A 14,256-nucleotide genomic window follows, 5' to 3' on the forward strand; every position below is an offset into this window, starting at 1 on the left:
CCGGCGTACGTTTATTTGCGAAGTCAAGGCATGCTGTTCGCCCTTGTCCATGGAGAAACTCCGAATAGGTCTTGCTGATTGCAGCTCACAGCACAAGCTTGGTCAAGGTGGTTGCATACAAAGAGGAGGACCGCTTGTCAACGAAAATGGCATTGAGGAAGGAGGGAAGGGCAGCTGATGCTCCGGCTATATCCGCAGGCGTTGGGCAACCAGCAACGATGTCACCAGGGCCAGGGCGAGCAGGGTCAGAGCGAGACCACTGGCCAGTCCCGAGTGGCCGGTGACCAGGAGTTGACCTCCCAGGGCCGTGCCCGCCGCTTGGCCCATGTAGACAAAGGAGGTGTTGAGCGAGGTCGAAGCCGACGCGGCATCAGGGTCGGCATCCACCAAGCGGGCCTGTTGGGAGGAAACCGCGGGACTGGTCCCTAAACCCCAGATGAACAGGGCGAATACGGTCAATGGCAGTATGGCCCACTCACCGGCCCAGAGGAACAGGCCCATGAAGAGGATACAGAGGAAGAAGTTGACAGTGTTCCGGGGGCCGAGGCGGAAAATCACTCGGCTGGCGATCATGGTGCCGATGATGCTGGCCGCGCCGTACACGGCAAGAAGGGTGGCGGTGACTGCGGGAGAAGCGTTGAGTCGGGAGTGAATTTCAACGACAATGTAGGGATACTTGACGTTTTGGCCGGCGATGGTCAGGGCTGTTATGGAGAGCAGCAGCCAGGTTTTCCGGCCGCTTAATAGTTTCCGCCAAGCCCCCAGGGAAAGACGATTTGCCCGCAGTCCGGCGGGAAGGGTGCTGGCAACTGCCACGGCGGTCAAAGCGCAGGCGGTGGCCAGGCCGAGATACACAGCCTGCCACCCGATCAGGCCACTGACCAGATTGACCATGGGGATTCCGATGGCGGAGGCCAACGACCAGCCAATAAAAAGAAAGGCAATAGCCCCGGAGCGGCGTTCTACGGGCAGGAACAGGGCCAGCGTGCTGGCAGCCTGAGGTGTAAAGACCGCCGCCGAGGCGATCATGATCAGGCGAATAGTCAGCAACATGGAAAAATTGGTCGCCAGGGCCGAAAAGAGATGACCCATCGCAAACAGCAGGAGTGCGCCCGTCAGGAGGTAACGACGGTCGAGTCTGTTGGTGACCAAGGCGAGGAGCGGTGATTGGAAACAGAGAAGAGCGCCGCCATAAGCAATAAGCAGGGCCACGGTGGCCACATCAACCCCAAATGCCCGGCTGAGATCCTTGATCATTCCCGCTGGGGCCAGCACTCCGGTGCCAATGACGAAATTGCCGAACATCAGCGCCCAGAGGGCCAAAGTGGGTGACGGGTGTGCTTTCGCCAAGGTTCACCGATATCGGGTGATGATTGTCCGCAGGTGGATACCTGCATAGGTGAGAAAACAGAGCTGACGTACGGACGAACGCTCACGGATCCATGTATAATTCAAGATTCAGCTGCAAGTACAATCTGATTACAGCAAAATAAAAAACCGTACAAGAATCCAGCCGTCACGAATTCAGGGGAGCACTCACCCATCAAGGGGATGGTTTGGCCTGGGTCGCGGTGGCTGCGGATAAATCCACGATATGAGCATGCCTATAGTAAAGGGAACCCTTGAGCGGATGCAAGAAGTATGTGAACCATTTGCTGCTGTATCCCGGCGTATTCATTTCCATGCAATCGGGGGTGGTGGACCGGGACAGGCTGGACCTTTTTCCCGGATGGCCGGTAAACGGGCTTGACTCCACTTATCAAATCAGATTATATGAACAGATTTTGTAATTTTTTCGGTAGAGAGTATGGAGCTGGAGGGAGTTTTCGTACAGGTCCTTGTTATAAATCCAAAAGTAATCATTGTGCGCATCCGCTCACCGGGTACAAGTGAAGGATTGTATCCGGCAGTTGGAACTGTGGACCACTGAGCCGGGAAAAGAGGGGCCATTGCTGTACCTGCTCTACAGTACCCTTGGTAGGGGGGTATATCTGTCCCTGCAGCTTTTTCGTCCTCTTTTGGAAAGAATCGGCGGCAGATACGCTTATGGATTGGCCGAACGGTTGGGCAGGTACGCCTGTTGTCCTTCTGATGGCAGCACGCATCGGCAAATCATCTGGATACATGCCTCTTCTGTTGGCGAGGTGCAGGCCGCTCTGCTCCTTGCCGATGCATTGCAGCGAACCGAAAACGAGCCACAGCTGGTATGCACTTCGGCAACGGAACAGGGCAATAAACTGGCAAAAAGCCGTATGCCGGCAAGGGTGCCCTGTCTGATGGCCCCCCTGGATGTACCCCAGGCTGTGCAGCGGGCCCTGCGTGCTCTGCGACCTGATCTGTATATCTGCCTGGAAACGGAACTCTGGCCGGCCCTGCTGACCGCGCTGCGGCAGGCCAAGGTGCCAATGCTGCTGCTCAATGGCCGCATGTCACAGCGGTCGTTGCGCCGCTACCTATGGATTCGGAGCTCTATGACTTCGCTGGTCAGCGGTTTTGCTGCCGTGGCTGTCATCAGCGAAGCGGATGGACGGCGCTATACCGCCCTGGGCCTCCCTGAATCGAGGCTCCGGGTTTGCGGCAACATGAAATACGACATGCAGGCGGAGAATCCTCAACAGGTTCGCCTGCACAGTCGCCGACTGCTCGGAGTGACAGGTGAAAAGGTGTTTCTCTGTGGATCCACCCACCAGGGCGAGGAAGAGCTTCTGCTTCCAGTTTTTCTCCAGCTTGGTCAGCGATGCGACACGGTTTGGGTATTGGCTCCCAGGCACCTGGAGCGGCTGCCTGCCTTGGAGGCGTTTTTGCACCGGTCCGGGATGCCTTTTGCCTATTTTTCCCGGCTGGCGAACGGGAAACAGCGCCCATCCGTGGTCGTGATCGATACCATGGGGGATCTTGCCGATCTCTATGCCGGTGGTGACTATATCTTCTGCGGTGGCAGTCTGGTCGATCGGGGCGGGCACAATGTCATGGAAGCGGCCCGCTGGGGACGGCCGGTCTATTTTGGGCCGTACATGAAGGATTTTCGAGATGCAGCGGAATTACTCATCGCAGCAGGGGGCGGGTTCCAGGTCAGCGACGCTGACCACCTGGCTGATCTGCTGCTCGCGCATCTTGACGCACCCGATCACTATGCGGCGACCTGCGCCCGGGCAGCGGACATTGCCGGCCGGCAGCGGGGCGCGGTGCGGAAACAGGTCGCCCTTGTTCATGAGGTGCTGGAGGCATCAACGGACAAGAGCTGAGAATATCTCGATTCCTGATGGGCACAACCTTAGAGGATGTGCTTAAGGGAGTGGTGCGGTAAGCAGCCCCCGCGTACGGACGCTGGGTTGTTCAACTGAACCAGACCAGCTCCGGCCAGAGCGATATCACTGACGAAACTCTATTCTCCTCCGGCAGGACAGTTCCCGCCCCGCCGGCTTTTTTGAACCTTTTGATTATTATTTTTGTCCTATCAGGAAACCTTTGTTCATGAAAGCATTAATCGGACTTGAAGACGGCACTGTCATGGCCGCCCGTTCCTTCACCGGTCCCGGTGAGGCAGCTGGGGAAATCGTATTCAACACCAGTATGAGCGGTTATCAGGAGGTGCTGACCGATCCGTCGTATACTGGTCAGCTGGTCACCATGACCTATCCGCTTATCGGCAATTACGGGGTCAATCCCGAGGACATGGAATCGGCCAAGGTGCATCCCCGTGCCTTTCTTGTCCGCGAATATCAGCAAAACCCGAGTAATTACCGCGCAACCGGTACCCTTGCCGATTTTCTCGGCCAGTACGGTGTCCTGGGCGTCGAAGGTCTGGATACCCGTATGCTTACCCGACGGATCCGTACCGGTGGAGCGATGCGGGCCATGGTTTCCACCGAAGATATGGATGGCGCATCCCTGGTCAGGCGGGCACGGGAGTGGCCGGGAGTGGTGGGCCGGGACATGGTGGCGGGGGTAGGAACAGCAACACCTTACCGTTGGGAAAACAAAGGGCTTGTTCCGGCCGGTGCCTTTGTAGAGGGGACGGCAGACCGATTCAGGGTCGTGGCCTATGATTTCGGCATCAAATACAATCAGCTCCGACTGTTGAAGGGCAGAGGCTGCCAGGTGCTGGTGGTGCCGGCAACCACGCCGGCGACGGAAGTGCTGGCCCTCAAGCCCCACGGGGTTTTTCTCTCCAACGGTCCGGGGGATCCCGCCGGGGTGCGTGGTGTGGTTGACAATATCCGGCAACTGCTGGGGGCTGTGCCTGTTTTCGGTATCTGCCTGGGCCATCAGATGCTGGGGCTTGCCTATGGGGCTGCCACCTATAAACTCAAATTCGGCCACCGGGGCGGCAACCAGCCGGTCAAGGATCTGCTCACCGGTAAGGTGGAAATCACCTCGCAGAACCATGGTTTCTGCGTCGATCCGGTTACGCTACCCAACAATGTCGAGGTTACCCATATCAACCTCAACGACGGCAGCCTGGAGGGTATGCGTCACCGGGAGTGGCCCGCCTTTTCGGTGCAGTATCACCCCGAATATGCCCCCGGCCCTCACGATGCCGAATATCTCTTTGACCGGTTCACTCAACTGATGGAGCAGGCCGGCTGACAGCTCGGCAGGACAGCATATCATGCCTAAACGAACAGATATACACAAGATACTCATCATCGGCTCCGGGCCGATCATCATCAGTCAGGCCTGTGAGTTCGATTATTCCGGGGCTCAGGCGGTCAAGGCCCTCAAGGAAGAGGGCTATGAGGTTGTGCTCGTCAACTCCAATCCAGCCACCATCATGACCGATCCCGGTTTGGCCGATCGCACCTATATAGAGCCCATCACCCCTGAGTGTGTGGCCCGGATCATCGAACGGGAACGTCCAGATGCCCTCCTGCCCACTCTGGGTGGTCAGACCGGACTCAACACCGCTATCAAAGTTGCCGAAATGGGTGTGTTGGAACAGTATAATGTCGAGCTGCTGGCCGCCAATATTGATGTCATCCGCAAGGCCGAAGGCCGCGAGGAATTCCGTGACGCCATGCGTACCATCGGCCTCAAAGTACCGGAATCGGAAATCGTGCACACCCTGGAGGAGGCCATGGCCGCCGGGGAACGGATAGGATTTCCTATCATTGTTCGACCCAGTTTCACCCTGGGTGGGACCGGTGGTGGGGTGGCCTACAACCGGAGCGAACTCAGCCGCATGGCCGCCGCCGGCATCGACCTGTCCATGACCAATGAAGTCATGCTCGAACGTTCCCTGCTTGGTTGGAAGGAATTCGAACTGGAGGTAATGCGGGACCGCAACGATAACGTGGTGATCATCTGTTCGATCGAGAATATCGATGCGATGGGAGTGCATACCGGTGATTCGCTCACCGTGGCTCCGGCCCAGACCCTGACAGATCGAGAATATCAGGATATGCGTGATGCCGCCATTGCCATCATCCGTGAGATCGGGGTGGAAACCGGTGGGTCCAATGTTCAGTTTGCCGTTAATCCGGCGGACGGCGAGTTGATGGTCATCGAAATGAATCCCCGGGTGTCGCGTTCTTCAGCCCTGGCTTCCAAAGCCACCGGCTTTCCCATTGCCAAGATCGCCGCCAAGTTGGCTGTGGGCTATACCCTGGATGAAATACGTAACGATATTACCCGGGAGACGTATGCCTCCTTTGAACCCACCATTGATTATTGTGTGGTCAAAATTCCCCGCTGGACCTTCGAGAAATTCCCTGAAGCCGAAGATATCCTCACCACGGCGATGAAGTCGGTGGGAGAGACCATGGCCATTGGTCGCACCTTCAACGAGGCTTTCCAGAAAGGGATGCGTTCTCTGGAGGTCGGCCGCATGGGTTTTGGCTTTGACGGCAGGGAAGATCTGGAAACCCTCCACCAGGATGACCTTGAGAAGGGATTGCACCGGCCTAACTCGAAACGGATCAATTGCATATTTGAAGCCCTGCGTCGGGGAATGAGCATTGAGCGGATTTATGAGTTGACACATATTGATCCCTGGTTTCTCTATAATTTCCAAACCTTGATTGAAAAAGGCCGGGAGGTGGCCAGGCGCGGCTTTACCGGTCTGGACCCGGAGTTTCTTTTTCAAGTCAAACAGCATGGCTTTTCCGATGTCCAGCTGGCCCATCTCACCGGAACCTCGGAGGACGATATCCGCACATTACGTCGTCAACTCAACCTGGAGCCAGTCTATAAACTCGTCGATACCTGTGCCGCGGAGTTTGAGTCCTACACCCCCTATTATTATTCCACCTATGAGCAGGAAGATGAGGTTAGCCCCAGTGATCGTAAGAAAATCATGATTCTCGGCGGCGGCCCCAACCGCATCGGCCAGGGCATTGAGTTTGATTACTGCTGTGTTCACGCCTCGTTCGCCCTGCGCGAGATCGGCATTGAATCGATTATGGTCAATTCCAACCCGGAAACCGTGTCCACCGATTACGACACATCCGACAAACTTTATTTCGAACCCCTGACCCGCGAGGATGTCCTCAATATCATTGAACGGGAGAAGCCCGATGGGGTCATCGTTCAGTTCGGCGGTCAAACGCCGCTTAATCTGGCAACACCATTGGCCAGGGCGGGGGTGCCCATCATCGGCACCTCCCCGGACGCCATCGATCGGGCCGAGGATCGCAAACGCTTTCAACAGTTGCTGCAGAAGCTTGGGCTGCGGCAACCGGCCAACGGCACGGCGCAGACCCTCGAGGAGGCTCTGGCCGTTGCCCGAGAGATCGGCTATCCCGTGGTCATGCGGCCCTCGTATGTGCTGGGCGGCCGCGACATGCGCATTGTCTACAACGAAGACGGTATCCGCGCCTTCATGGTCATCCCCGGTATGGTCGGCGGTGAGCATCCGGTCCTTCTTGATCAGTTCCTCAAAGATGCCATAGAGGTCGATGTCGATGCGGTCAGTGATGGCCGGATGACCGTGATCGGCGGTATTATGGAGCATATCGAAGAGGCGGGTATCCATTCCGGAGATTCGGCCTGTGTTCTGCCGCCCCATACCCTCTCTGAAGCAATGGTCAACGAAATCATCCGGGCAACCAGGGTCATGGCTGCGGAGCTGGGGGTGGTTGGCCTGATGAATGTGCAATTCGCGGTCCAGGGGTCGACCTTGTTTGTTCTTGAGGTCAATCCGCGGGCCTCGCGGACCGTGCCTTTTGTCTCCAAGGCCACCGGGGTGGCGTTGGCCAAAATCGCCACCAAGGTCATGCTGGGCATGACTTTGGAGCAACTCGGATTCATCACGGAAAAGAAATTGTCCCATTGGGCGGTCAAGGAAGCGGTTTTCCCCTTTGACCGTTTTGAGAACGTCGACACCCTGTTGGGGCCGGAGATGAAATCCACCGGCGAAGTCATGGGTATTGATGATGATCTCGGCCAGGCACTGGCCAAGGCTCAGCTGGCAGCCGGCACCCAGGTGCCTTTGAACGGCACGGTTTTTGTCAGTGTGCGGCATCCTGACAAGGATGCCGTGGTTCCGGTGGCGAAAAAGCTGCAGCAACTGGGCTATACCATTCTAGCTACCCGTGGGACCGCTGCCCGACTTCAAGAAAACAGCGTGACCTGTACGGAGGTTAATAAAATTTCCCAGGGGCGACCCCACATCCTTGATAAAATCGAGGACGGTCAGGTGCAGTGGATTCTCAATACCTCAGCCGGTACCCGGACCACCGAGGATTCGTACACTATCCGGCGGGCAGCCCTTGATTATCACATTCCCTACACCACCACCATTACCGGTGGGTCAGCCATGACCCAGGCCATGGAATCGGTGCGGAAAAAAAAGATCGGCGTCAAGACCATTCAGGAGTACGCAAAGAACATTGACTGAAAAGAAAACGATGTTAATGTTGTAGTGTGGAGCAGACTGAAAAAAGAAGAGGCAAGGGGGGAACCCCTGACGCCCTTGATCATGATTCTTTGGAGATAATTTTTTGAATACTTTTTATAAAAATTTAAGTATGTGGCTGGTTATCGGCTTGTCCATGATCATGCTGTTCCAGCTGTTCAGCACCCCGCAACAGCCTACGGAATCCATTACCTACAGTGAATTCTGGTCCAGTGTGGAAAGCGGTGTGATTAACAGGGTCCATATCCAGGGCGGCGAAATAACCGGTACTGCCCAGGATGGTCGACCTTTTCGCACCGTGGCGCCGAACGATGCGGAACTGATTCCCATGCTCAGGGAATCGCGGGTGGACATCTCGGTTAAAAAACCGGATGAAACCCCCTGGTACCTGACTGTTTTCGTTTCCTGGTTCCCGATGCTGCTGCTGATCGGCGTCTGGATTTTCTTCATGCGCCAGATGCAGATGGGCGGCAAAGGCGGGGCCCTCTCCTTTGGGAAAACCAGGGCCAAACTGCAGGCGGAGGGTGAGGTCAAGGTGACCTTCAAGGATGTCGCCGGCATTGACGAGGCCAAGGAAGAACTGGAAGAAATCATCGATTTCCTTCGTGATCCTCAGAAGTTCACCAACCTGGGCGGCCGTATTCCCAAAGGCGTGCTCCTCGCCGGTCCTCCGGGCACCGGCAAGACCCTGCTCGCCAGAGCCATTGCCGGTGAGGCCGGAGTACCGTTTTTCACCATCTCCGGCTCGGACTTTGTTGAGATGTTTGTCGGTGTCGGGGCCTCACGGGTTCGTGATCTCTTCGGCCAGGGCAAGAAGAACGCACCCTGTATTATTTTTATCGATGAGATTGATGCCGTTGGCCGCCACCGTGGCGCTGGCCTGGGCGGTGGCCATGACGAACGCGAACAAACTCTGAATCAGCTTCTGGTGGAAATGGATGGTTTCGAGGGCAATGAGGGCGTCATTATCATTGCCGCCACCAACAGGCCCGATGTCCTCGATCCGGCCCTGCTGCGACCGGGACGCTTTGACCGTCAGGTTGTGGTGCCGGTACCGGATGTCAAGGGCCGGCAGATGATCCTCGAGATCTACGGAAAACGGACCAAATTGGCCGCTGATGTCGATATGGCGGTCATAGCCCGCGGCACACCGGGATTTTCCGGCGCGGACCTTGAGAACCTGGTCAACGAGGCGGCCCTCATGGCTGCCCGGGAAAGCAAGGAAGAAGTCACCGCCGTTCATCTGGAGCGGGCTAAGGACAAGGTCATCATGGGCACGGAACGTAAGTCCATGATTATCAGTGACCGGGAGAAAGAAATCACCGCTTATCATGAAGCCGGTCATGCCTTGGTGGCCCGGTTGCTGCCCGGCACCGATCCGATTCATAAAGTCACCATCATTCCCCGGGGCCGTGCCCTGGGAGTCACCATGCAACTGCCCGTGGACGAGCGCTACACCCACGCCCGCGGTTATCTGCTCAACACCATCGCCATTCTCTTTGGTGGTCGGATTGCGGAGAAACTGGTTTTCAACGAAATCACCACCGGGGCCGGGAACGATATCGAGCGGGCCAGTGAACTGGCGCGAAAAATGGTCTGCGAGTGGGGGATGAGCGATGAGCTGGGGCCTTTGTCCTACGGCAAGAAAGAAGAGCAGATTTTCCTGGGTCGGGAGATCGCCCAGCACCGCGACTACAGTGAGCAGACCGCCCGCAATATCGATGCTGCGGTCAAGCAGATCATCTTTGAAGCAACTGAAAAGGTCACTAATCTGCTCCAGGAAAACATGGCCATTCTCAAGGCCATAGCCTCTGAACTCTTGGAAAAGGAAACCATTGTACTCGATGATATCGATCGGATCATTGCCGAGCATCGTGGCGAACCGGTTGTCAAGAGCAGTAGCGAAGAGACTTCCCGGCAGGAGACTGCAACAGAGACTGCGACAGAGCAAGTGGCGGAGGAAAGCGCGGCAGAGACCTCGGAGGGAACAGCTGAAGAAACTGAGGAGGAAGAAAGGGTGGAAAAGCAACCGGTGGCGGAAACCACCGATGAGGCCGTAAGATCCACCAGCAACTGATACTGTTTGCTCCAGAACACCTCAGGGTGACAATGCGGCTTGAATTTTCTTCGGAAAATTCAAGCCTTTTTTTTTGGGGGCAATACTATCATGCATGCATCCTGAATCCGTGACGGCTGGACGCTTGTTTTGGATATCTCTTGCTGTAATCAGATTATAATTACTACAGTGGAATCCTTGAGAGCAACCTGCACCAGTCGCCCTACGGGGTGTGCGGACGAATGCTCAGGGATCCAGGTATGCAGTCAAACATATCGAGGGGGGGAGGTTGGGGTGAGGCACGAACTCCAACACACAGCAGGCTGTTTGCGCCAACTTTCAAGGGATACAGAGAAACATGCGACACGCTGTGCACATCATGGGGATCCTCAATGTCACCCCGGATTCTTTTTCCGATGGAGGATCCTGGACGAGTCAGGCAGCACTCATGGACCGAATCGACACCCTGTTACGTGAAGGGGTCGAGTATATCGATGTCGGTGGCGAGTCGACCCGTCCTTTTGCCAGGCCGGTGAGCGTGGAGGAAGAGCTACGTCGGGTCCTGCCGGCTATCCGCGCCATTCGAGCGCGCAGTTCTTCCCTGCCCATCTCCATCGATACCACTAAGGCCAGGGTTGCCGCCGAAGCCCTGGCCGCCGGGGCCACTATAGTTAATGATATCTCTGCCCTGCGTCATGACCCGGATATGATCCGGGTGGTGGCTGGTTATGTGGGGCCGGTGATCATCATGCACATGCAGGGCAATCCCGCCACCATGCAGGTGCAGCCCTCCTACCGGGACGTGGTGGTCGAAATCAACGGTTTTTTCACCGAGCGGATCGCCCGGCTGGAAGAGCAGGGTATTGACCGGGGCCGAATCATCATTGATCCCGGAATCGGCTTTGGCAAAACCCTGGAGCATAACCTCACCATCCTCCGCAATATTCCTGCCTTTAAGCACCATGGCTGCCCGGTGCTCATCGGCCATTCCCGTAAGTCTTTTTTCGGCCAGCTGTTCGACCTGCCGGTGCAGGAACGTGACTGGCCGACTGCTGTGGTTTCTGCTTTCTGTGCCCGCCAGGGTGTGGACATCCTTCGGGTCCACGATATCCGCGTGAACCGGATGGCCTTGACCATGGAACATCTTTTGCGAGAGGATCACTGAACCAAACCTGCGGATTGCCGTTCCCAGGTCATGCCGCTTTGTGCTTGCGCTTGGCACACATTGACCTGCAAAGATGGGGGTGGACCTGGGATCGCTTACCGTGGATGCCCCTGGGGCTGGGCCGAAGGCACAGCTGAAAGCTCCACCGTCAGCAGCATCTCTTTGTCCTGACGCATGATGCGCAACTGCACTTCCTCACCTGGTTTTCTATCCAGCAGGCTGATACGAAAAGCAGTGATGTCGAGCATCGGTTGATCATCCAGAGCAAGGATGCGGTCTTCCGGCTGCAATCCCGCTTCCTCGGCCAGGCCTTGGGTGCTGACTTGTTTGACCCTCACCCGGCCAGGTCCATCCAACTCATCCTCGATGAGTACTACCCCCACCCTGGCCGCCGGCTGCAGAGTTATCGGACGAGGGTAGAGCAGATAGTCGACCTGCCCTGTCCGCGGCAATGGATCACCGGCGCTGGTCACCACCCGCTGTACAATGCCTGGCACCCTTCGTTCAACCCTGGGCGGAATGCCGCTGTCCTTGCCGACATGGCCATTGCCGGCCAGAACCACCATTTGGTGGCCTGGATAGCGTTCCAGAGTCCGGGCCACCGATTCGGCCATGGCTTCATCCCACAGGGCCTGGGCCTGAAGAAAACCGCTGAATCCAGCGTTTTCGGCTGTAGGATGGCCCTGGTACACAGCTGCCAACCGCTGGCGGTATCCTTCGATGTCCAGGTCCCGCTCCCTTGGTATCTGCGCGCGCTGCTCATAGGTCAGGTTGGCTGTAGAGCCGTCCGTAAAGACCCGGTTGGTGATACCTTTGTCCAGGTTGAGGCCGACGAGAGGAATGCGCTTGGCTCTGGCATAGAGAAAAATATCGCGGTAGAGACGATAATCATACCCCCAGACTTCAAAGTATCTGCTGCTTCTGATGAAGCCGGTTTCGTCGATCTTGCCGTGAATGAAATCATCCAGGGCCTGTTGACTGGAGCGGGGAAACATCTCCAGGCCAATGACCAGGGGAATATCACGGGCCTTGAGGGCCTGGATGATCTGCAGCTGCAGAAAATGGTCCGTGTAGTCGGTGTGCTGTTCACCCAGATAGACCACCTGACTTCGGACGAGATCATCGATGATCTGGTCAAAATCTGTCCGTGCCTGGTCCGGTACCCCCAGCGGCTTGTCGACCAGAGGGACAATTATGCCCTTGGTTGTTGTCGCGGTATGTTGTTCCGTGTTGTCGCCATCGAGGAATTGGAGGCGGGAAAACGCCCCGTAATGGCGCAATTTATGGGCCGTTTGCGCGGTCTCCCGCGCCGAGGTGCTGTCCACCAGGACCATGACCTCATCAGGATTAAGGGGGGAATGACGGACATCCAGACGAAGGCCGATGCCCATGGGTGATGGGCGGGCAAACAGGCTTTGGCGCGCAGCAGAGTCTCCTGCAAAAAGCCAGCTACCGTCGGCCAGCTCGCCGGGATCGATCGCCTCTGCGACCAGAATACGACAACCCATGTGATCAAGAACATCGAGCAGCGGTTGGTATATTGGCAGCAGGTGCTCCGGTGGCGCCACCACGTTTCTGGTTCTGGCACCGAGAAATTGCGACCAGGTGGGAGGCAGCTCAGCCGGATCCAGCCGGCGGAAAAGATCATACTGATCATCTACAACCAGGCGGATTGGCAGGCTGTCCAATTCGATGGTCATCGATGCCCTGGCGGTGTTTGTGGTCAGGGGTATGGCCTGTTCGCCGCTCAGGGTGATCACCCGCACCGGGATAGTCAACAGGTACGGTTCCGCTGTGTCCTGGACCAGGGTAAAACTGAGCTGGGTTCGACCTCCACGTTGATCAATATAGACCTCTTCTATGGTCATACCTGGGATGTCTGTCCGCTCCAGCCACTGGCGGAAGAACGGGCGCAGATCATGACCGGAAACGCGGGAAAAGGATGCTTCCAGATCATACCAATCGGCTCTGAGGCCCTGCATGCGCTGATAGAAGTCGCGGACACCGGCGATGAACTTTTCCTCGCCGATGTGTTGGTTGAGCATGCGCATGACCATGGCTGCCTTGTCGTACCCCACGGCCCGGCGGGCACGGTCCATGGTCTCGCCTTCTCCGCCGTGGCGGAAATCTTTCAAGGGTATGGTGTTGTCCTCGCGAAGATACGCCTGGGCGCGGATGAGAAGATTTTTTCGGTACAGGAGGTCGCGGTCAACATCAGCGGCAAAGCTGTGGTCAGCAAGGTAGGTGGTCAAGCCCTCGCTCCAGTTGCCGCCGCTTTCACTGACCCTGACCGCGTTGCCGAACCAGGAATGCACGATCTCGTGGCCAAGGGAGGTGTCTTTGATAAAGGGCAGACGAAGAACTGCCTGGCCGAGCAGGGTAAAGGTAGGCAGGGCATACCCTGTGGGCAGGCGATTGGCGACAACAGCATACTTCGGGTAGGGAAAGGGGCCGATAAGCTCTTCAAAGCGAAGAATGAGTTCGGCGGTGGCGTCGAGGTACTCCGCAGCCAGGTGCGCATCTTCCGGAAAAAAATAGGTTGCGATGGTGACCTCGCCCGCTTGACGGGAATGGACTTCATAGGGACCGGCAACAAAATTGAGGTTTCTCAGGGGCTGAGAGAAGGATGTGGTCACCCGACGACCGGTGGCGGTTGGCACCAGTTGCAGCGTGTCGGATTCTGTCCGTGCGGAAAAATCCCGCGGTAGGTTGGCCTCCAGGGAAAAGAGAACATCCCGGTCCGTCTGCGGGTGCCAGGAGCCGGTCAAGGTGATACCATCGGTACGTATCAGGTTGCGGTCCGCTCCCTGAGGGGCGGTCTGCAGCTGCCAGGAAAGAGTGAGCACCTGCACTCCTGCTGCTTCATCGATGACCAGGGTGTTGAAGGCTGAGACCTGGGGAATGCGTGGTGTCCGCCCTTCTTCTTCCAGAATCAGACCGGTGAGCCGCAGGTGACCGCAGTTGAGGTGCAGCGCCATGCCCGCCGGGATGGTCAGCCGCGAGGTGCCGTGTACCAGTGCCTTGTCAAGAGTGAAGTTGAGGGCGATGTGGTGCCGGGGATGGTCCGTGCCGGCATTAGCGGCCTGGGCAAAGGTAACCAGCAGGGCGAGCAGGCCGGTGATTACAAGGGTCAGGGGCATGGAGTGTCGATTCATGGCATGAAGTGATGTGTGGGACTGA

Annotated in this window: 7 protein-coding genes; 5 read left to right on the forward strand and 2 right to left on the reverse strand. The window is 57.0% G+C overall.

What is annotated here, in order from left to right; translation table 11 throughout:
- Positions 1-186: 186 nt before the first annotated feature.
- Positions 187-1,350 carry an MFS transporter gene (locus JWG43_RS07705; RefSeq protein WP_205242326.1) on the reverse strand — a complete coding sequence of 388 codons (1,164 nt, stop codon included), beginning with the start codon at positions 1,348-1,350 and terminating at the stop codon, positions 187-189.
- A gap of 560 nt (positions 1,351-1,910) precedes the next feature.
- On the opposite strand from JWG43_RS07705, the gene JWG43_RS07710 reads away from it, so the two are divergent.
- The 5 genes from JWG43_RS07710 (at position 1,911) to folP (ending at position 11,076) form a co-directional block, all read left to right on the forward strand.
- Positions 1,911-3,245 (forward strand): 3-deoxy-D-manno-octulosonic acid transferase, encoded by a 1,335-nt coding sequence (locus tag JWG43_RS07710; RefSeq protein WP_205242327.1) that lies wholly within the window; start codon positions 1,911-1,913, stop codon positions 3,243-3,245.
- A gap of 229 nt (positions 3,246-3,474) precedes the next feature.
- Complete coding sequence (carA, locus tag JWG43_RS07715) at positions 3,475-4,590, forward strand: glutamine-hydrolyzing carbamoyl-phosphate synthase small subunit (RefSeq protein WP_205242328.1); 1,116 nt, start codon at positions 3,475-3,477, stop codon at positions 4,588-4,590.
- A gap of 22 nt (positions 4,591-4,612) precedes the next feature.
- Entirely contained in the window at positions 4,613-7,837 is a 3,225-nt protein-coding gene (gene carB / locus JWG43_RS07720) for a carbamoyl-phosphate synthase large subunit (RefSeq protein WP_205242329.1), read from the forward strand.
- A gap of 103 nt (positions 7,838-7,940) precedes the next feature.
- Positions 7,941-9,932: an ATP-dependent zinc metalloprotease FtsH gene (ftsH, locus tag JWG43_RS07725; protein WP_205242330.1), complete on the forward strand. Its 1,992-nt coding sequence runs from the start codon at positions 7,941-7,943 to the stop codon at positions 9,930-9,932.
- Positions 9,933-10,269: 337 nt separating this feature from the next.
- Entirely contained in the window at positions 10,270-11,076 is an 807-nt protein-coding gene (gene folP, locus JWG43_RS07730; RefSeq protein WP_205242331.1) for a dihydropteroate synthase, read from the forward strand.
- 95 nt (positions 11,077-11,171) lie between these two features.
- Here folP and JWG43_RS07735 read toward each other — a convergent pair whose 3' ends face one another.
- A complete protein-coding gene (locus JWG43_RS07735) occupies positions 11,172-14,231 on the reverse strand; it encodes a ChaN family lipoprotein (RefSeq protein WP_205242332.1) in 3,060 nt (1,019 codons plus the stop codon).
- Between the last annotated feature and the right edge of the window lie 25 nt (positions 14,232-14,256).

Source organism: Desulfobulbus alkaliphilus, from assembly GCF_016918545.1.
Classification (GTDB): Bacteria; Desulfobacterota; Desulfobulbia; order Desulfobulbales; family Desulfobulbaceae; genus Desulfobulbus; species Desulfobulbus alkaliphilus.